This window comes from Sphingomonas sp. M1A8_2b, from assembly GCF_053345535.1.
Genome location: NZ_JBKFAH010000003.1, coordinates 125,921 through 145,170, shown reverse-complemented (window position 1 = coordinate 145,170; position 19,250 = coordinate 125,921). Strand labels below are relative to the sequence as shown.

At 66.3% G+C, this 19,250-nt stretch carries 15 protein-coding genes and 1 tRNA gene; 9 read left to right on the top strand and 7 right to left on the bottom strand.

Annotation, left to right across the window (positions count from 1 at the left end; all coding sequences use genetic code 11):
* Positions 1-123 precede the first annotated feature (123 nt).
* Complete coding sequence (gene rlmB, locus ACLBWL_RS13140) at positions 124-867, bottom strand: 23S rRNA (guanosine(2251)-2'-O)-methyltransferase RlmB (protein ID WP_447793734.1); 744 nt, start codon at positions 865-867, stop codon at positions 124-126.
* A gap of 152 nt (positions 868-1,019) precedes the next feature.
* On the opposite strand from rlmB, the gene ACLBWL_RS13135 reads away from it, so the two are divergent.
* The 8 genes from ACLBWL_RS13135 to ACLBWL_RS13100 all read left to right on the top strand — a co-directional run bounded on the left by ACLBWL_RS13135 (position 1,020) and on the right by ACLBWL_RS13100 (position 12,765).
* Positions 1,020-1,105 (top strand) — tRNA-Tyr (locus tag ACLBWL_RS13135).
* Between the two features lie 160 nt (positions 1,106-1,265).
* Positions 1,266-3,692, top strand: coding sequence for a glycogen/starch/alpha-glucan phosphorylase (locus tag ACLBWL_RS13130; RefSeq protein ID WP_447793732.1), 2,427 nt, complete (start codon positions 1,266-1,268; stop codon positions 3,690-3,692).
* On the top strand, positions 3,689-5,851 hold the full coding sequence (gene glgB / locus ACLBWL_RS13125; RefSeq protein ID WP_447793730.1) for a 1,4-alpha-glucan branching protein GlgB: 2,163 nt from the start codon (positions 3,689-3,691) through the stop codon (positions 5,849-5,851). Before ACLBWL_RS13130 ends, glgB begins: the two co-directional genes overlap by 4 nt.
* Before the next feature lie 82 nt (positions 5,852-5,933).
* Positions 5,934-7,196 carry a glucose-1-phosphate adenylyltransferase gene (glgC, locus tag ACLBWL_RS13120; protein ID WP_447793728.1) on the top strand — a complete coding sequence of 421 codons (1,263 nt, stop codon included), beginning with the start codon at positions 5,934-5,936 and terminating at the stop codon, positions 7,194-7,196.
* A gap of 148 nt (positions 7,197-7,344) precedes the next feature.
* The gene (gene glgA, locus ACLBWL_RS13115; protein ID WP_447793726.1) at positions 7,345-8,790 is read left to right on the top strand and encodes a glycogen synthase GlgA; all 1,446 of its coding nucleotides are present in this window, start codon (positions 7,345-7,347) and stop codon (positions 8,788-8,790) included.
* Positions 8,787-10,406 (top strand): alpha-D-glucose phosphate-specific phosphoglucomutase, encoded by a 1,620-nt coding sequence (locus ACLBWL_RS13110; RefSeq protein WP_447793725.1) that lies wholly within the window; start codon positions 8,787-8,789, stop codon positions 10,404-10,406. The genes glgA and ACLBWL_RS13110 overlap by 4 nt, the downstream gene beginning before the upstream one ends.
* The gene (gene treA / locus ACLBWL_RS13105) at positions 10,406-11,935 is read left to right on the top strand and encodes an alpha,alpha-trehalase TreA (protein WP_447793723.1); all 1,530 of its coding nucleotides are present in this window, start codon (positions 10,406-10,408) and stop codon (positions 11,933-11,935) included. The genes ACLBWL_RS13110 and treA overlap by 1 nt, the downstream gene beginning before the upstream one ends.
* On the top strand, positions 11,932-12,765 hold the full coding sequence (locus ACLBWL_RS13100) for an HpcH/HpaI aldolase/citrate lyase family protein (protein WP_447793721.1): 834 nt from the start codon (positions 11,932-11,934) through the stop codon (positions 12,763-12,765). Before treA ends, ACLBWL_RS13100 begins: the two co-directional genes overlap by 4 nt.
* Before the next feature lie 141 nt (positions 12,766-12,906).
* On the opposite strand, the gene ACLBWL_RS13095 is transcribed toward ACLBWL_RS13100, so the two are convergent.
* From ACLBWL_RS13095 to ACLBWL_RS13075, 5 genes are read right to left on the bottom strand one after another with little or no spacing between them, the layout of a single operon-like run.
* A complete protein-coding gene (locus ACLBWL_RS13095; protein ID WP_447793719.1) occupies positions 12,907-13,200 on the bottom strand; it encodes a plasmid stabilization protein in 294 nt (97 codons plus the stop codon).
* A gap of 48 nt (positions 13,201-13,248) precedes the next feature.
* Entirely contained in the window at positions 13,249-13,830 is a 582-nt protein-coding gene (locus tag ACLBWL_RS13090) for an ABC-type transport auxiliary lipoprotein family protein (RefSeq protein ID WP_447793717.1), read from the bottom strand.
* Positions 13,831-13,838: 8 nt separating this feature from the next.
* Positions 13,839-14,804 carry an MlaD family protein gene (locus ACLBWL_RS13085; RefSeq protein ID WP_447793715.1) on the bottom strand — a complete coding sequence of 322 codons (966 nt, stop codon included), beginning with the start codon at positions 14,802-14,804 and terminating at the stop codon, positions 13,839-13,841.
* Entirely contained in the window at positions 14,804-15,700 is an 897-nt protein-coding gene (locus tag ACLBWL_RS13080; RefSeq protein ID WP_447793713.1) for an ABC transporter ATP-binding protein, read from the bottom strand. The genes ACLBWL_RS13085 and ACLBWL_RS13080 overlap by 1 nt, the downstream gene beginning before the upstream one ends.
* Positions 15,700-16,809, bottom strand: coding sequence for an MlaE family lipid ABC transporter permease subunit (locus tag ACLBWL_RS13075; RefSeq protein ID WP_447793711.1), 1,110 nt, complete (start codon positions 16,807-16,809; stop codon positions 15,700-15,702). The genes ACLBWL_RS13080 and ACLBWL_RS13075 overlap by 1 nt, the downstream gene beginning before the upstream one ends.
* A 62-nt stretch (positions 16,810-16,871) precedes the next feature.
* Between ACLBWL_RS13075 and ACLBWL_RS13070 the strand changes: the two genes are divergently transcribed.
* Positions 16,872-17,576: an HAD family hydrolase gene (locus tag ACLBWL_RS13070; protein WP_447793709.1), complete on the top strand. Its 705-nt coding sequence runs from the start codon at positions 16,872-16,874 to the stop codon at positions 17,574-17,576.
* Between the two features lie 332 nt (positions 17,577-17,908).
* Here ACLBWL_RS13070 and ACLBWL_RS13065 read toward each other — a convergent pair whose 3' ends face one another.
* Positions 17,909-19,177, bottom strand: a complete 1,269-nt coding sequence (locus tag ACLBWL_RS13065; protein WP_447793707.1) for a DUF445 domain-containing protein — start codon at positions 19,175-19,177, stop codon at positions 17,909-17,911.
* Positions 19,178-19,250 lie beyond the last annotated feature (73 nt).

Here is a 19,250-nt window from a genome sequence, read left to right as displayed (position 1 = left end):
CGCGCTTGCGCCGGAAGGGAGAGGGGCGTTGGGATGAACCGTCCCGAGCCTCACTCCCCTCTCCCTTCCACCGCAAGCGCGGCGGGCCCCTTCCCTCTCCCCGTAGGGGCGAGGGAGTTCAGGTCACCGCGTCGTGATCGCGTACAGCGCAATCGCTGCGGCGTTCGACACGTTGAGGCTCTCGAGCTTCTCCGAGATCGGCAGTTTCGCCAGCTCGTCGCAATGCTGCTCGGTATTCTGGCGCATGCCCTCGCCTTCCGCGCCGAGCACGATCGCGATCCGCTGCGTGCCCATCGCTTCCGACAGCGTCTGCGTCGCGTGGCCGGTCAGCCCGATCCGCCAGAACCCAGCCGCCGCAATCTCTTCCAGAGCGCGGGCGAGGTTCACCACTCGAATCCAAGGCACAGACTCGAGCGCCCCCGACGCGGCCCGTGCGATCGTCCCCGACTCCGGCGGCGCATTGCGATCCGGGGTCACGATCCCCAGCGCATCGAACGCCGCCGCCGAGCGCAAAATCGCGCCGACGTTATGCGGATCGGTCACGCCGTCGAGGATCACCAGCGGGCGGTTGTCGTCCTTGCCGTGCTCCAGCAAATCCGCCAGCCACATGTCCTCAAGCGGCTCGACCTCGATCACCACGCCCTGGTGCGGCGCATCGCCCGGCACCAGCCGCGCGAGATCCATCGCCTCGGCATAGGTCACCGGCACGTCGGCAGGCAGGTCGAACCCGGCCAGCGCCTCGCGCGTGCCGAGGATTTTCCGCACCGTCCGCTCCGGATTGGCAAGTGCCGCCCCTACCGCATGCTTGCCCCAGAAGCGGGGGCGGCCTGCCGGTGCCTTGCTCGGCCTGTGTCCCTTGCGTGCCATTACTTGCTCTCTGTCATCGTCGTGTATGCACGCGTCCTTGTCGGCATTCGCGCCGATCGGCAACAGCGAAGCACGAAACTTCGCAAAAGCCGCGTTGACACACCGGGCGCGCTTCGCCATTGAGCCGCCTCGCTTTGATAAGCGGCCCATGTGGACAGGTGGCCGAGTGGTTAAAGGCAGCAGACTGTAAATCTGCCCGTGCAAGCGTACGCTGGTTCGAATCCAGCCCTGTCCACCACCGCCCCCGGGCGGTGCCTACCCAGACTTCCTCGACCGGCCTTGCACGCGGTCGACGTCTTTTCCCCCACACCGATTATCTTTCGAGCGGTCTGAAGCGCACGTGACATCGCCGCGCAGCGAGCTACGATCACCGTGACCGTAACGACTTCGGAACCCGCGTGACCTCAGCCCCCGCCGTACAGCAGCCCGCCCAGGATCTCGCCGACTCGATCCTCGACACGCTCGTCCACCGCATTGGCAAGGATGCGCAGGCCGCCCGTCCCCACGACTGGCTGGCAGCGACGATCCTGACCGTCCGCAACGACATCGTCGAACGCTGGATGGCCTCGACCAAGGCGGCGCACGCGGCGGGTGCCAAGCGCGTCTATTATCTCAGCCTCGAATTCCTGATCGGCCGGCTGCTGCGCGACGCGGTGACCAACCTCCAGCGCAACGACGAGGTCACGCAGGCTTTGAAGCTCCACGGCGTCGACCTCGCCGAGCTCGAAGACATCGAACCCGACGCGGCGCTCGGCAATGGCGGCCTCGGCCGCCTCGCCGCCTGCTTCATGGAAAGCATGGCGAGCCTCGCATTGCCCGCCTACGGCTACGGCATCCGCTATGTAAACGGCATGTTCCGCCAGCGGATCGACGATGGCTGGCAGGTCGAGATGCCCGAGAACTGGCTCGCGCACGGCAATCCGTGGGAGTTCGAACGCCGCGAGAGCGCCTATTTCGTCGGCTTCGGCGGCGAAGTGACCGCCGCAGACAACGGCCAGGTCCATTGGAGCCCGTCCGAGGCAGTCGAGGCCACCGCCGTCGATACCCCCGTCGTCGGCTGGCGCGGCAAGCACGTCAACACGCTCCGCCTGTGGACCGCCCGCGCGTTCGATCCGATCAAGCTCGACCGCTTCAACGCCGGCGATTTCACCGGCGCGCTCGCCGACCAGTTGCGCGCCGAGACACTTACGCGCGTCCTCTACCCCAACGACTCCACCGCCGCCGGCCAGGAACTCCGCCTGCGCCAGGAATATTTCTTCTCGTCCGCGTCGATCCAGGACATCGTCCGCCGCCATATCCAGTATTTTGGCGACATCCGCACGCTGCCCGACAAGGCCGCGATTCAGCTTAACGACACGCACCCCGCAGTGTCGGTCGCCGAACTCATGCGGCTGCTGATCGACCACCATGAATTCGCGTTCGACGAGGCGTGGAAGATCACGCGCGCCACCTTCGGCTACACCAACCACACGCTGCTGCCCGAGGCGCTGGAGAGCTGGCCGCTGCCGCTGTTCGAACGCCTGCTGCCTCGGCACATGCAGATCGTCTACGCGATCAACGCCAAGCTGCTGCGGGAAGCGCGCGGCACTGACGGTATCGACGACCGCGCGGTCGCCGCGATCAGCCTGATCGACGAAGGCGGAGAGCGGCGCGTGCGGATGGCGAACCTCGCCTTTGCCGGCTCGCATAGCGTCAACGGAGTCGCCGCGCTGCATACGCAGTTGATGAAGAAGACGGTCTTCGCCGATCTGCACAAGCTCTACCCGACGCGGATCAACAACAAGACGAATGGCATCACGCCGCGCCGCTGGCTCCAGCAGTGCAACCCCGGCCTCACCGCGCTGATCCGCGATGCGATCGGCGGCGGCTTCCTCGACGATGCCGAAAAGCTGGTCGATCTGGATGTTTTCGCGGACGATTCCGGTTTCAGGGAGCGCTTTTCGAGCGTGAAGCGTTCGAACAAGGTGGCACTGGCTAATCACATCAAGGAGACGATGGGGCTCCGCATCGATCCCGACGCGATGTTCGACGTCCAGATCAAGCGCATCCACGAGTATAAGCGCCAGCTGCTCAACATCATCGAGACGGTCGCGCTCTACGACCAGATCCGCAGCCACCCGGAACGAGACTGGACGCCCCGCGTAAAACTGTTCGCGGGCAAGGCGGCGTCGAGCTATCACAACGCGAAACTCGTCATCAAACTGGCGAACGACGTCGCGCGCCGGATCAACGCCGACCCTTCGGTCGGTGGCCTGCTCAAGGTCGCGTTCCTGCCCAACTACAACGTGTCGCTGGCGGAGAAGATCATCCCCGCCGCGGACCTCAGCGAGCAGATCTCGACCGCCGGCCTCGAGGCATCGGGCACCGGCAACATGAAGTTCGCGATGAACGGCGCGCTGACGATCGGCACGCTCGACGGCGCGAACATCGAGATCAAGGACCGGGTCGGCGACGACAACATCTTCATCTTCGGCATGACCGCGGACGAGGTCGAGGCGAAGCGCGCCAATGGCTATGATCCGCGCAGCGTCATCGACGGCTCGAACGAACTGCGCCAGGCGGTATCCGCGATCGCGTCCGGCGTGTTCTCACCCGACGACAAGACGCGCTACGCCGGGCTGATGGGCGGGCTGTACGAGGGCGACTGGTTCATGCTCGCCGCCGATTTCGACAGCTACGCCACTGCCCAGCGCGCGATCGACACACGCTGGAACGACCGCGACGCATGGGTCGCCTCGACCGTCCGCAACGTCGCCCGCGTCGGCTGGTTCTCGTCCGACCGCACGATCCGCGAATATGCGCGAGAAATCTGGACGGTGATGTGAAGCCACCCGAAGGCGCCATCGTTGCCCTGCTGGAAGGGCGTCACGACGATCCGTTCTCGCTGCTCGGCGTCCACAGCGGCCCGACCGGCGTGTTCGCGCGCGTCTGGTTGCCGGGCGCGGACAAGGCGGAGGCGCACGCGCTCGACGGCACCACGCTCGGCACCCTCCCCCGCATCGACGATCGCGGCCTGTTCGAGGGTCCGATCGACGGCACGCAACAACCGGTGAAATACCATGCGGAGGCGGGCGACACGTCGTGGTGGGTCACCGATCCCTACAGCTTCGGCCCCGTGCTCGGCCCGATCGACGACCTGCTCATGGCCGAGGGCACGCACCGCCGTCTCCACGACAAGATGGGCGCGCACCTGATCGAGCATGAGGGCGCGCACGGCGTCCACTTCGCGCTCTGGGCCCCCAATGCGCAGCGCGTGTCGGTAGTCGGCGATTTCAACGACTGGGACGGTCGCCGCCACGCGATGCGCAAGCGCGGCGACGTCGGCGTGTGGGAGATCTTCATCCCCGACATCGCCGAATACCGCGCCTACAAGTTCGAGATCGTTGGCCCGGACGGCCAGTTGCAGCCGCTCAAGGCCGACCCGTTCGCCTTCGCTGCCGAACTCCGCCCCGCCAACGCCTCGATCACGCGAAAACTCGCGCACGACTGGGCCGACACCGATCACCGCAAACATTGGGCATCGGTCGATCCGCGCCGCGTGCCGATCAGCATCTACGAGGTGCACGCCGGATCGTGGGACCGCGACGCCGATGGCTGGTTCCTGACCTGGGACGCGCTCGCCGACCGGCTGATCCCGTACGTGGTCGAGATGGGCTTCACGCACATCGAATTCTTGCCGATCAGCGAACACCCGTACGACCCGAGCTGGGGCTACCAGACCACCGGCCTCTACGCACCGTCCGCGCGCTTCGGCGACGTCGACGGCTTTGCGCGATTCGTCGATGGCGCGCATCTCGCCGGGATCGGCGTGCTGCTCGACTGGGTCCCCGCGCATTTCCCGACCGACGCGTTCGGGCTGGCGAAGTTCGACGGCACCGCGCTGTACGAACACGAGGATCCGCGGCTCGGCTTCCACCCCGACTGGAACACCGCGATCTACAATTTCGGGCGCCGCGAAGTGACGTCGTTCCTCGTCAACAACGCATTGTTCTGGGCCGAGCGCTATCATATCGACGGCCTGCGCGTGGATGCGGTCGCGTCGATGCTGTACCGCGACTACTCGCGCAAGAGCGGCGAATGGATCCCCAACGCAGACGGCGGCCGCGAGAACTGGGAGGCCGTCGCATTCCTCCGCGACATGAACCGCGAGATCTACGGCCAGCATCCCGGCGTCTTCACGATCGCCGAGGAATCGACTTCCTGGCCGGGCGTCTCCGCACCCGTCAGCGAAGACGGCAAGAGCGGTGGCTTGGGCTTCGGGTTCAAGTGGAACATGGGCTTCATGCACGACACGCTCCAGTACATGGCGCGCGATCCGCTGCACCGGAAGCACCACCACGGCGAGATCAATTTCGGCCTCGTCTACGCGTTCAGCGAGAATTTCGTCCTACCGCTCAGCCATGACGAGGTTGTCCACGGCAAGGGTTCGTTGCTGACCAAGATGCCCGGCGACGACTGGCAGCAATTCGCCAACCTGCGCGCCTATTACGCGTTCATGTGGGGCTATCCGGGCAAGAAACTGCTCTTCATGGGGCAGGAATTCGCACAGCGCCGCGAATGGTCGGAAGGCCGCGCGCTCGACTGGGACCTGCGCAACGCGCGCAGTCACGAAGGCATCCGCAACCTCGTCCGCGACCTCAACACCGTCTACCGCGAAAAGCCGGCGCTGCACGCCCGCGACTGCGAGGCGGAAGGGTTCGAATGGCTGATCCCCGACGACGCCGCCAATTCGGTGTTCGCCTGGCTACGCAAGGCCCCCGGTGCGAAGCCGATCGCGATCGTCGCCAACATGACGCCGATCGCCCGCGCGCCCTACCGCATCCCGCTGCCGCACGACGGCCGCTGGTGTGAGATCATCAACAGCGACGCGCATGAATATTGGGGCAGCGGGCTCGGCAATCTCGGCGGTGTCGTCGCGAAGGACGGCGCGGCCTGGGTGACGTTGCCGCCGCTCGCGACGATCATGCTCGAGTTCGAGGAGTAAGCTCGCGCCCTGAAGACCGGAACCGGTTCGGGGTGACGAGACGTTGTACGCACGAACTGAAAACGAAGGCGGGAGAGACGACATGGTAGAACGGCGAGGACAGCCTCTCGCGCGCGACGCAATGGCGTACGTGCTGGCAGGCGGCCGTGGTAGCCGTTTGATGGAACTGACCGATACGCGCGCGAAACCCGCGGTGTATTTCGGCGGCAAGGCGCGCATCATCGATTTCGCGCTGTCCAACGCGATCAACTCGGGCATCCGCCGGATCGGCGTCGCGACGCAGTACAAGGCGCATTCGCTGATCCGCCATCTGCAGAGCGGCTGGAACTTCCTGCGCTCGGAACGCAACGAGAGCTTCGACATCCTGCCCGCGTCGCAGCGGATCAGCGAGTTCCAATGGTACGAGGGCACCGCCGACGCCGTGTACCAGAACATCGACATCATCGAGAGCCACGCGCCCGAATACATGGTCATCCTGGCCGGCGACCACATCTACAAGATGGATTACGAGCTGATCCTGCAACAGCATTGCGAGACCGGCGCGGACGTCACCATTGCCTGCCTCGAAGTGCCGCGGATGGAGGCGGTCGCGTTCGGCGTGATGGCGGTCGACGAGCATGACAACGTCACCGATTTCGTCGAGAAACCCGCCGATCCGCCCGCCGTGCCCGGCAATCCGGACATCGCGCTGGCATCGATGGGGATCTACGTCTTCCATACCAAATTGCTGTTCGACGAACTGCGCCGCGACGCCGAAACGCCCGGTTCCGCGCGCGATTTCGGCAAGGACATCATCCCGTACCTCGTCAAGCACGGCAAGGCGGTCGCGCATCGCTTCTCAGACAGCTGCGTGCGGTCGGGACTCGAGGTCGAGGCCTATTGGCGCGACGTCGGTACGGTCGACGCGTATTGGGAGGCGAACATCGACCTCACCGACGTGGTGCCAAAGCTGGACCTCTACGACCGCAGCTGGCCGCTCTGGACCTACTCCGAGGTCACGCCGCCAGCGAAGTTCGTCCACGCGGACGATGGTCGTCGCGGCGAGGCGGTGTCGAGCCTCGTATCAGGCGATTGCATCATCTCGGGCTCGTCGATCCACCGCAGCCTGATCTTCACAGGCGCGCGCGCGCGCAGTTATTCGGTGCTCGATCAGGCGGTGATCCTTCCGCACTGCGTGATCGGTCGCGGCGCGCGCCTGTCGAAGGTCGTCGTCGACCGCGGCGTGGAGATTCCCGACGGCCTGGTAGTAGGCGAGGACGCCGAGTCCGACGCCCAACGCTTCCGCCGCACAGACAACGGCGTGACGCTAGTAACCAAATCCATGATCGACCGGCTGACAGCGTGATGACGAACGCAAATCCTCCCCGGCACGGGGGGGGGGACCATGCATCGCATGGTGGAGGGGGGCTTCCACAAGCGGTACGGTGGCGGCGAGCCCCCTCCACCATTCGCCAGTGGCGAACGGTCCCCCTCCCCGTGCCGGGGAGGATTTGATGCGCGTCCTCTCCGTCGCTTCCGAAGCCTATCCTCTCATAAAGACCGGCGGTCTCGCAGACGTGGTCGGCGCACTCCCGGCCGCACTCGCGCCGCACGGCGTGGCGCTCACCACCTTCCTTCCCGGCTACCCCGCGCTCGCCGCCGTCACCAAGCGCGCAAAAGTCATCCACCGCTACACTGACCTGCTCGGCGCCGAAGCCCGCATCCTCAAAAGCAAGATCGGTGACCACGCGCTCCTCGTCCTCGATGCCCCCGCGTTGTTCGCCCGAGGCGGCGGCCCGTACGGCGACGCGACCGGCGCGGACTGGCCCGACAACTGGCGTCGGTTCGCCGCGTTCAGCCGCGCCGCAGCCGATCTCGTTTCGGGAGTCGTCGCCGGCTACGAGTTCGACATCCTCCACGCGCACGACTGGCAGGCGGCGATGGCCCCCGCCTATCTCCGCTACGCCCCCGGCCCGGCCAAGCCCGCCAGGACCGTCGTCACGATCCACAATATCGCGTTCCAAGGCCGCTACGGCTACGACATCTTCGCCGACCTCGCGCTACCCGACATCGCCTTCGCGCTCGACGGCGTCGAATATTATGGCGGCGTCGGTTACCTCAAGGCCGGTCTCGAAGCCGCCGATGCGATCACCACCGTCAGCCCAACCTACGCCGCAGAAATCCGGCGCGCCGAATTCGGCATGGGCCTCGAAGGCCTGATCAACGATCGCGCGAACCGCGTGACGGGCATCGTCAATGGCATAGACCCGGCCGTCTGGAACCCTGAGACCGACGCGTCGCTCCCCGCCCGCTACACCGCACGCGCGCTCGCCCGCCGCCGCACCAACAAGCGCGACATCGAGACACTGTTCAGCCTCGCCCCCGAGGATGGTCCGCTCTTCACCGTCGTCAGCCGCCTTACTGGGCAAAAGGGCATGGACGTCCTCGCCGGCGCGCTCGACGAACTCGTCGCACTCGGCGGCCGGCTCGCATTGCTGGGCTCTGGCGACGCCTACCTCGAGCGCGCGTTCCTCGCCGCTGCCGAACGCCACCCCGGCCGGATCGGCGTCCGCATTGGCTATGACGAACCCGTCTCGCACCTGCTTCAGGGCGGCGCCGACGCGATCCTGATCCCGTCGCGGTTCGAACCCTGCGGCCTGACCCAACTCTACGGCCTCGCTTACGGCTGCATCCCGGTCGTCGCGCGGACCGGTGGCCTCGCCGACACGGTGATCGACGCCAACGAAGCCGCGATCGCCGCGGGTGTCGCCACCGGCGTCCAGCACGACGGCGTCACGCCGGAAGCGCTCAGCCACGCGCTGCGCCGAACGATGGCCCTCTATGCACGCCCCGATCGCTGGGCCATGTTGCAGCGCAACGCAATGCGCGCGGACTTCTCGTGGGACGAGAGCGGCCGCCGCTACGCAGACCTTTACGCCAAGCTCCTGGAGCCCGCATGATCCGCACCGTTTCGACTACGCCCTACACCGACCAGAAGCCCGGCACGTCGGGCCTGCGCAAGAAGGTGAAGGTCTTCCAGCAGCCCAACTACGCCGAGAATTTCGTCCAGAGCGTGTTCGACGTCGTCGCGGACAAGGCCGGCGCGACGCTGGTCATCGGCGGCGACGGTCGCTTCCTCAACCGCGAAGTGATCCAGGTCGCGATCCGCATGGCGGCGGCGAACGGCTTTGGTCGTGTGATCGTCGGCCGCGGCGGCATCCTCTCGACCCCGGCTGCCAGCCACATGATCCGCAAGCGTGGCGCGATTGGCGGCCTCGTCCTCTCGGCAAGCCACAACCCCGGCGGTCCCGACGAGGATTTCGGGATCAAGTACAACATCGCCAACGGCGGCCCCGCCCCTGAGTCGGTGACCGACGCGATTAACGCGCGGACGCTCAATATCGACCGCTGGCTGACCGTCGATGCCGACGATATCGACCTAGACACCGACGGCGAAGTCACGATCGGCGATATGCCAGTCGAGGTCGTCGACCCGGTCGAGGATTACGCCGCGCTCATGGAGACGCTGTTCGACTTCGACGCGATCCGCAGCGCCAAGCTGACGATGGCGTTCGACGCGATGAGCGCGGTCACCGGGCCCTACGCTACCGAAATCCTCGAACGCCGCCTCGGTTTCGCGCCCGGCACCGTCCGCAACGGCGAGCCACTCCCCGATTTCGGCGGTCATCACCCCGACCCCAATCTCGTCCACGCGCACGCGCTGTACGAGACGATGATGGCCCCCGACGCGCCAGATTTCGGCGCAGCGTCGGACGGCGACGGCGACCGTAACCTCATTATCGGCAAGCACCGCTTCGTCACCCCGTCGGACAGCCTGGCCATGCTGTCCGCCAATGCATACCTCGCGCCCGGTTACGCCGGCGGGCTCAAGGGCATCGCCCGCTCGATGCCGACCAGCGCCGCCGCCGATCGGGTCGCCGAAGCGCTCGGCATCCCCGCCTACGAGACACCGACCGGCTGGAAATTCTTCGGCAACCTGCTCGACGCCGGCATGGCGACGATCTGCGGCGAGGAAAGCGCGGGCACCGGCTCCGATCACGTCCGCGAGAAGGACGGCCTGTGGGCGGTCCTCCTCTGGCTCAACATTCTCGCCGTCCGCGGCGACAGCGTCGACACGATCGCCCGCGATCACTGGGCGAAGTTCGGCCGCAACTATTACGCGCGCCACGATTACGAAGGCGTCGAGACACCACGGGCCGACGCGTTGATGGCGGCGTTGCGCGCGAGCCTCGCCACCCTCCCCGGCCAGCAATTCGGCGACCTCACCATCGAGACCGCGGACGAGTTCGCCTACACCGACCCGACCGACGGCTCGATCAGCCGCAACCAAGGCGTCCGCATCCTGTTCGAAGGCGGCAGCCGCGTCGTGTTCCGCCTGTCGGGCACCGGCACCACCGGCGCGACGTTGCGCGTGTACCTCGAACGCTACGAGCCCGTCGGCGGCGACCTCGACTGCGACACCGGCGAAATGCTGGCCAGCATCGTCGCTGCGGCAGAGTCGATTGCCGGCATCGCCGAGCATACCGGCCGCACCGCGCCGGACGTCGTCACCTGATGCGCCGCCTCGGCTTGCTCGCGCTGTCGACCCTGCTGGTCGCGGCGTCGCCCGTGCCGCAGTCGCCGGCTCAGTTATTCGGCCCGCTCTACAAGGCCGTCCAGATGCGCGGGCTGTTCCCGGACTCGAAGACCTTCGCCGATGCGACGCCGAAGCGTCCGGCAAAGGCTATCATCGCCGACTACGCCAAATGCCGCTGCGACGGGGAGCCGGCACTACGCAAATTCGTCGATCAGAACTTCACGATCCCGCCTACGCCCGCTGCGTCACCTTCCACCGAACGGCTGTCGCTCAAGGCGCACATCGACGCACTCTGGCCGCAACTCACGCGCACGCAGACCAGTGTCCCCGCCGGCTCGTCCGCGCTGACCCTGCCGAAGCGTTATGTCGTCCCGGGCGGTCGCTTTCGCGAGATGTATTACTGGGACAGCTATTTCACGCTGCTTGGCGTCCAACGCTCCGGCCGGCAGGATCTGGTCGAGGACATGATCGTCGATTTCGGCAGCCTGATCGACCGCTACGGCCACATCCCCAACGGCACGCGCACATACTACCTCAGCCGCTCGCAACCGCCGGTCTTCTACCTGATCGCCGGCCTGTCACGCGATCCGAAGACGCTCGCCACCCGCACCCGCCAGCTTCGCGCCGAACACGCATTCTGGATGACCGGCGCCAAGACGCTCAGGCCCGGCCGGCAATCGCGCCGCGCCGTCCGCCTGCCCGACGGCGCACTGCTCAACCGCTACTGGGATGACCGCGCCGATCCCCGCGACGAAAGCTATCCCGAGGACGCGGAACTCGCCGACCGCACGCCGTCGCGCAACCGCGGGGAACTCTTCCGCGACTTGAGGGCGGCGGCGGAAAGCGGCTGGGACTTCTCGTCGCGCTGGCTTGCCAACGGCCGCACGCTCGCGACGATCCGCACCACGCGGTTAGCACCGGTCGATCTCAACAGCCTGATGGTCGGCATGGAGCAGGCGATCGCCGCGAACTGTCGCACATTAGGTGATACCGCCTGCGCCACATCCTACGCGTCGCAGGCAACGGCGCGCGCGACCGCGATTCGCAAGCATTTGTGGAACGGCCGGTTCTTCGCCGACTACGACCTCGATACCAACCGCGCGAACGACTTCGCCAGCGCCGCGATGGCATTCCCGCTGTTCGCCAAGATCGCCACGCCCGATCAAGCGAAAGCGACCGCCACCGCACTCCGCCCGTTCGTCGGCGAAGGCGGCTTGCGCACGACGCTGATCGGCAGTGGCCAGCAATGGGACGACCCGAACGGTTGGGCGCCCCTGCAATGGATCGCGATCCAGGGCTTGCGCGGCTACGGCGAAACCGCGCTTGCCGACCGTATCACCACGGCTTGGCTCGCGTCGGTCGATCGCGAATATCAGGCGAGCGGCAAGCTGCTGGAGAAATACGACGTGGTCGAGCGCAAGCCGGGCGGCGGCGGCGAATATCCCAACCAGGACGGCTTCGGCTGGACCAACGGGGTCACGCGCGCGCTGATGGCGAACCGCCCATGACACGCCGTCGTCGCAGCGCGCTCTACATGCCCGCGTCGAACGCGCGTGCCATCGCCAAGGCGCGAACGCTCGATTGCGACGTCATCATCCTCGACCTGGAGGATGCGGTCGCGCCGGACAAGAAAGCCGCAGCGCGCGATCGGATCGTAGAGGCGGTGCGCGAAGGCGGGTTCGGCGGGCGCGAACTCGTGGTGCGGATCAACGGCCTCGGCACGCCATGGTACGCGGAGGACGTCGCTGCCGTTTGCCACATAGGCGTCGATGCCGTCCTCGTACCCAAAGTATCGTACCCGTCCGACCTAGAGGAAATCCGCACATCTTTGGGCGAAGAGGGCCCGCCGATCTGGGCGATGATCGAGACCTGTGCCGCGATCCTGTCGCTTCCGGCGCTGTCGCACGCGGCTTGGCGTTCGCGGCTGACCGCGCTGATCGCCGGCACCAACGATCTCGTCAAGGAAATGCGGTGCCGTCTCGGGCCGGATCGCAAGCCGCTAATGCCGGCGCTTGCATCGATCGTGATCGCCGCGCGAGCGGCCGGGATCGTAGCGCTGGACGGCGTGTGCAACGCGCTCGACGACACGCCGCGCTTTGCGGCCGAGTGCGCGCAAGGCGCGATGCTGGGGTTCGACGGCAAGACGTTGATCCATCCGTCGCAGATCGACACGGCGAACGCGGGGTTCGGTCCTGACGAGGACGAACTGGCGTGGGCACGTGCGATTGTGGCGGCGTTTGCCGAACCGGAGAATGCCCACAAGGGCGCGATCCGGCTGGATGGCCAGATGGTCGAGCGGCTGCATCTGGCCGAAGCGAAAGCGATGCTGGCGGATTGAGGCAGACTTCGATCCTCCCCTGCAAGGGGAGGTGGCTGGCGCTTGCCAGACGGAGGGGTGAAACCAGGTCGACGGCGCGATACCCCTCCGTCAGTCCTACGGACTGCCACCTCCCCTACCAGGGAACGATCGAACTCTTGGTTAGCCGTTTGCCTTCTTCCGTCGGGTCTCCCAACCCTTCTTCGCCGCGGCAGACTTCGCCGCATCGCTACGTCCCGCCGTTTGCTTCCCGCCACTCCGCGAAAACGCCTGCGTATCAGGCTTCCCCCGGCCCGAGCCGGACTTATTGCCCCCGCCCGAATCCTTGTTCACCGTAGCCCAGGCCCGCGCCTCGGCCTCAGGCTCGGGAACACCCTTTGCCTCATAGCCGTCGGCGATGTGCGCGGCCTTGCGCTTCTGCTTGTCGGTGTACGCGTCCTTGTCGCCCTGTGGCATCTTCGCTCTCCTCGTCAGAGAGCCTCAACGCTCAGGTCGACGCAGCGTTCAGCGGCCGATCCAGTCCGCCACTTCGGTCGCGACCTGGTTCGCCGCCTGGTTGATGCCCGTCGCCGCCGACGCCGCATCGATCGTCGATACCGGCACGCGTGCCTCGAAGCGGTGCTTCTCGACGGTCTGCGTACCCACTCGCGTCAGCGACGCATCGAAGGTCACGACCGCTTCGCGTGACGTCGCATTTAGCCCGAAGTTGCGCAGTTCTCCGCCGAGCTGCGCACCCGGATCCCCGATCGACTGCGCCGTCGACAAGACAACGTAGCCGGTCCGCGCCGCAACCGTGTCCGACACCAGTCGCGCGAACAGCCGCGCCGGGGGCTCGGCCCACTGCGCATCGGTCACGTACGCGATCGACGTCGGCGTCGCCTGCACCGGTACGCGCGCGGTCGCAAGCGACTGCGGCACGACCGGCACCTGGATGGTGATCGAATTCGCGGTCGCCGAGTTCTGCGTCTGGCCGACCGGCACCGACGACGCGCTCGTCAGCGTCAGCAGCGTGGGCGGCGGTTTCGCGCCGAAGCTGATGCACCCGGCGAGCGGCAGCATCGCGATCAGGATGAGTGGTGTCTTCATGGCGTGCCTCACTTACCCTTGTAATCCGGGAGCTTCTGCTGACCGATCAGCGAACTCGCACCCTGCTGATCGACCTTTTCGGCGACCGACGACAATGCCGCCGCGGTGGTCCGCAGATCGTGAACGAGACGGTTGGCCTCGGGGATCGTCGTCTTCGAGAATGCCTGCAAGCCCGGTCGTGCGTCGCCGATCGCAGCGTTGAGCGTCTCCGCGCTCTGCTGCGCAGAGGTGATCGCCTTGTTCAGGTTCGCCATCGCCGGCTTGACGTCCTCGGACAGGACGCCGTTGGTCGTCTTGGCAAGTACGCCGAACTGCTGCGCCGCATCGCCGGCCTGCTGGATCGCAATACGGGTCTGCGCCAACGTCGCCGCGATCTCCGGACCGCGATCGGCCAGCGCATCGGTCAGGCGATTGGTGTTCGCGAGGATGCCCGCGATCGACGCCTGATTCTTGTCGGTGAGCAGACCGGTCAACCGCTCGGTCAGCGTCGAGAGCCGCTCGAGCAGCTGCGGCGCGGAGTTCAGGATCGCACCCAGGCCGCCGAGCTTAGTCGGGATCACCGGTACGCCATAGGGACATTCGGTCGGCGTCTTGACCTCGGGGCAGCCGATCGCCGCTGCCCCCTTGCGCGCGCCATCGAGCGAAATCTGGCTGACGCCGGTGAAGCCGACGCCCGAGATCGATGCGGTCGTGCCTTGCAGGACCGGGGTTGCCTCGTCGACGCTGATACGGACACGGACGAACTGCGGATCGTTCTTCCACAGCGAGATAGCCTTCACTTGGCCCGACGGCACGCCCGAGAACGTGACCGCAGAGCCGCGCGCGAGCCCATCGACCGACTGGCGGAAGAAGATGTCGTATTCCTTCTCTTCCTTGCCGCCCAGCCGCGCGATCCACACGGTGAACAGAGCCAGCAGGGCCAGTAGGATCAGCACGACGGCGCCGACTAGGACGTGGTTCGAACGAGTTTCCATCAGCGCGTCCTTGCTTCTTTCTCGGCATATGTCGCGTCGGCGTCGTCCGGCGCGGACTGCTTGGACTGGACTTCAGTTGGGTGTTGGGCGGCTTGCTCGTCGGCGCGCTCATGCGCCTCCTGCGTCGCGACCGCGGCACGGCCGCGGGGCCCCTTGAAATACTCCTCGATCCACGGGTGATCGAGCGCGATCAGCTCGTCGATCGTGCCGACTGCGATGACCTTCTTGTCGGCGAGTACCGCGACGCGGTCGCAGATCGCGTACAGCGTATCGAGATCGTGCGTGATCAAAAACACCGTCAGACCCAGCGTCTTCTGCAACGACTGGATCAGGCCGTCGAATGCCGCCGCACCGATCGGATCGAGGCCCGCGGTCGGCTCGTCGAGAAACAGCAGTTCCGGATCGAGCGCGAGCGCGCGGGCGAGGCCGGCGCGTTTCTTCATGCCGCCCGACAGCTCGGCGGGAAACTTGTTGGCGGCGTCCGCTGGCAGACCCGTCATCACCACCTTGTACGAGGCGATCTCGGCCAGCAGCGCCGGGGACAAATCGGGGTAGAATTCGCGCAACGGCACTTCGACGTTTTCCGCGACGGTCAGCGTCGAGAACAGTGCGCCACCCTGGAACAGCACGCCCCAACGTTTGCGGATCTCGGTGGCCTCGGTTTCCTCGCGGCCGATATTCGGCTCGCCGAACACGGTGACCTCACCCGCGACCGGCGCCTGGAGCCCGATGATCGAGCGCATCAGCACCGACTTGCCGGTACCCGACCCGCCAACCACGCCGAGGATCTCGCCGCGACGGACGTCGAGGTCGAGCCCGTCATGAACCACCGAATCGCCGAATGCGTTCTTCAGGCCCTTTACCGAGATGATGATATCGTCCGTGTCGCGGGCCATCAGTCCCACCCGAGCCATGTGAAGAAGACCGCGAAGAACGCGTCGAGCACGATCACCAAAAAGATGCCCTGGACGACCGCGGAGGTGGTGCGCAGACCGACCTGCTCGGCATCCGATTCGACCTGCATACCCTGGAAACAGCCGGCGATCGCGATAATCGCGCCGAACACCGGCGCCTTGATCAACGAGATGTAGAGATCGGTGATGGGCACGACCTCGCGGATACGCGCGATGAAGGTTACCGGCGGGATACCGAGCTGGATCCAGCACAGCAGGCCGCCGCCGATGATGGCGATGATCGACGCGTAGAAGCCGAGCAGCGGCATCATCACGATCGCGGCGAGCACGCGCGGCAGCACGAGCGCCTCCATCGGCGAGACGCCGATCGTCCGCATCGCATCGATCTCTTCGGTCAGCTTCATCGTGCCGAGCTGTGCCGCGAACGCCGACCCCGAGCGACCGGCGACCATGATCGCGGTCATCAACAAGCCGAGCTCGCGGATGGTCAGGCGCCCGACGAGGTTAATCGTGAATACTTCGGCACCGAACTGGCGGAGCTGGACCGCGCCCTGCTGCGCGATGACCATGCCGATCAGGAAGCTCATCAGCCCGACGATGCCGAGCGCGGCGACGCCAACGACCTCGAACCGCTGGACCACCGCGTTGAACCGGAACCGGCTCGGATGGCGGATGACGCTGGCGAACGCGATCGTCGTGGCACCGAGGAACCCGAGCAGGCCGAGCATCGTCTTGCCTGACAGCACGACCGCATCGCCGATCTCGCCGAGCACGCGGCTGAACGCGTTGACCTTGACGGGCTTGGCCGCAAGCGGCTGATCGGAGGCGACGACCTGGTCGAACAGCTTCTGGTCATTGTCGTCGAGGCCATCGATCGTCGCGTCGTTGCGCGCGGCGAACCGATGGACGACCCAGGCGCCGATGGTGTCGATCCGGTCGACCCCACTGAGATCGACGTGGCGGACCGACGACGCGTCGACCTTTTCGAGCCGATCGGGCAGATCGCCAATCTTCGCCAGCGAAAGATCGCCGGTAAACCGAAGCGTGCCGGTATCGGCACCGTCCTGTTGGAAATCGGCCATCGCGCTCATCGGCCGCACCTTTGCGGCAAACCGACTGGATCGGCAAGGCGAATGCGGCGTAAGTCGCGACGATGACCGAAACGTTTCCCGCCCAAGCTGCCACACGACTTGCCATTTACGATATGGACAAGACGATCACACACCTGCCGACCTGGACGCCGTTCCTGCTCCACACCGTGCGCAAAAGCGGCGCGCCGTGGCGACTGGCGCTCATACCGTTCGCCGGCGTGGCGGCGCTCGGTTATGTCGGGCGGCTGATCAGCCGGGGGCGGCTGAAGTATCTGATGCAGCGGATGATGCTCGGCAAACGCATGTCGCCCGCCGAGGAACAGCGCAGCGCGGAGGCATTCGCCGACCGAGTTATGCGCGACGGTGTGTTCGCGAGCGCCCGCGCGCGGATCGAGGAAGACCGTGCGGCGGGCTACCGGCTGGTGATGGCGACCGCCTCGTACCGCTTCTATGTCGAGGCGATCGCCGACCGGCTCGGCTTCGATGCCGTTATCGGGACGGAGAGCTTGCGCGATCCGAACGGCAATCTGCTCGCGGGGATCGACGGCGAGAATTGCTACGGGCCGGCCAAGCTGCGGATGATCGAAGCCTGGATGGGGCGCGAGGGGATCGCGCGTGATGAAGCTCACGTCCGGTTCTACTCGGACCACGTGTCCGACGCACCGACCTTCGACTGGGCGGACGAACCCTTCGCGGTCAATGCACATGGCCCGCTGCGGTTGCTGGCGAAGGCGAAGGGCTGGCCGATGCCGGACTGGGAGCGGTAGGTCGGGGAGAGCGCTTTCCTTACTGCCACTCTGACGAAGGCCGGGTTGGGAAATGGGCACTGGGTTCGGGCCAAAATTACACCTCGGATGTCGCGGCACAGGCAAAACAGGCGCCCCCCTCACCTCTTGTTCTCCCGCGAAAGCGTGAGAACAGAATCACAAACGCTGCCGCTTCTGGCTCCTCGACTCTCGCTTTCGCGGGAGGACAAAACGGATCCTCTCTCCACCGCCATGCTCAAGGGTGCCCGCCGGCATCTTCCCCTCCATTCCACACAGGGGAGAAGCGTCGCGGACGCGTATGTTCGAAGCCCGGTACTCAGAGCCGCCCCACCTCACAACATCACATCGACCGTGTGGATCACCAAACCGACCAGTCCGCCAACGATCGTGCCGTTGACGCGGATATACTGCAGATCCCGCCCGACCGCGTTCTCCAGCCGCCGCGTGATTGTATCTGAGTCCCAGCTGCGCACCGTCTCCGACACCAGCTTGACGATCCCGTCGCCATAATCCGCTGCCGCGCCCACGGCGGCACGTCTCACGAAGCGGTTGATCGTCCGCGACATGCGGGGGTCGTGTTGTAGCGTCTCGCCGAGCTGGCGCAGGACGTCGCCGAGCTTGCCGGCCATCGCCCGCTCGGGATCGCGCGCTATGGCGAGCAAAGCACCGCGCGCCTGCTCCCAAAGGCCGTCGAGCCAGCGTTGCATTGCCGGATTGTCGAGCAGATCGTTCTTCATCGTCTCGACCCGCTCGCGCATCCGGCGGTCATATTGCAGATCCCAGGCGAGTCGATCGAGCCCCTCCTCCGCCTTCAGCCGCAGCGGATGTTCGGAGTCCTCGGCCATCTCGGCGAGCAGCTTGTCGAAGCCGCCGATCAGCTTGTCCGCGACGGTCGTGTCGAGTCCGGTCCAGCGCAGGATCGAGCCGGCCTTGTCGTGAACCATCGCGCGGACGAGGTGATCGTTGGCCGCGAGCGTCTTGGCGGCCCAGCGGATCGCGCTTTCGAGCAGCGGAGCGTGGCGGCGTTCGGCGATCGCGGCCTTGAGCAATTGACCGAGGATCGGCGACACCTCGGTCTCGCGAAGCCGCGCGCGGATGCCCGCCTTGACCATCCCCCCGAGCCGCGCCGGATCGAGACCCTCGAGCACCTGCGCGACCAGCTTCGACGCGCCCTGCCGGAACCGCCCGCCTGCCCCTTCGGGCGGATCGGTCAGCCAACGGGCGATCGCGCCGGCCACATCGAGCCGGCGGGTACGTCGCGCGATGACGACCGGGATCAGGAAGTTCGCGCGGAGGAACTGAGCGAGCGTGTCGCCGATCCGGTCCTTGTTGCGCGGGACGATCGCGGTATGCGGGATCGGCAGGCCGAGCGGATGGCGGAACAGCGCAGTGACCGCGAACCAGTCGGCGAGGCCGCCGACCATCGCCGCCTCGGCAAACGCCCGGACGAACGCGAACGCCGGGTGCACCGGGATCAGTGCACGGCTGACGAAGAACGTCGCGGCCATCAGGACCAGCAGGCCGCCGGCGACGATCCGCATGCGGACGAGAGCGGCCGGCGGGGCTTCGCCGATCGGGCGCGTACGGGTGAAAAGCGTCATACCCGAAACAATCCCCCAACGCGGGGATAGTTCACGCCGGGCGTCACCAATCCTGTTCCGATGCCGCCCGTTC

What these genes read in the sequence shown, in the direction of transcription:
- rlmB (WP_447793734.1), bottom strand. Translation starts at nt 867, where the DNA reads ATGGCACGCAAGGGACACAGGCCGAGCAAGGCACCGGCAGGCCGCCCC.
- ACLBWL_RS13085 (WP_447793715.1), bottom strand. Translation starts at nt 14,804, where the DNA reads ATGGAAACTCGTTCGAACCACGTCCTAGTCGGCGCCGTCGTGCTGATC.
- ACLBWL_RS13095 (WP_447793719.1), bottom strand. Translation starts at nt 13,200, where the DNA reads ATGCCACAGGGCGACAAGGACGCGTACACCGACAAGCAGAAGCGCAAG.
- ACLBWL_RS13075 (WP_447793711.1), bottom strand. Translation starts at nt 16,809, where the DNA reads ATGAGCGCGATGGCCGATTTCCAACAGGACGGTGCCGATACCGGCACG.
- ACLBWL_RS13100 (WP_447793721.1), top strand. Translation starts at nt 11,932, where the DNA reads ATGACACGCCGTCGTCGCAGCGCGCTCTACATGCCCGCGTCGAACGCG.
- ACLBWL_RS13065 (WP_447793707.1), bottom strand. Translation starts at nt 19,177, where the DNA reads ATGACGCTTTTCACCCGTACGCGCCCGATCGGCGAAGCCCCGCCGGCC.
- ACLBWL_RS13070 (WP_447793709.1), top strand. Translation starts at nt 16,872, where the DNA reads ATGACCGAAACGTTTCCCGCCCAAGCTGCCACACGACTTGCCATTTAC.
- glgC (WP_447793728.1), top strand. Translation starts at nt 5,934, where the DNA reads ATGGTAGAACGGCGAGGACAGCCTCTCGCGCGCGACGCAATGGCGTAC.
- glgA (WP_447793726.1), top strand. Translation starts at nt 7,345, where the DNA reads ATGCGCGTCCTCTCCGTCGCTTCCGAAGCCTATCCTCTCATAAAGACC.
- treA (WP_447793723.1), top strand. Translation starts at nt 10,406, where the DNA reads ATGCGCCGCCTCGGCTTGCTCGCGCTGTCGACCCTGCTGGTCGCGGCG.
- ACLBWL_RS13080 (WP_447793713.1), bottom strand. Translation starts at nt 15,700, where the DNA reads ATGGCCCGCGACACGGACGATATCATCATCTCGGTAAAGGGCCTGAAG.
- ACLBWL_RS13090 (WP_447793717.1), bottom strand. Translation starts at nt 13,830, where the DNA reads ATGAAGACACCACTCATCCTGATCGCGATGCTGCCGCTCGCCGGGTGC.
- ACLBWL_RS13110 (WP_447793725.1), top strand. Translation starts at nt 8,787, where the DNA reads ATGATCCGCACCGTTTCGACTACGCCCTACACCGACCAGAAGCCCGGC.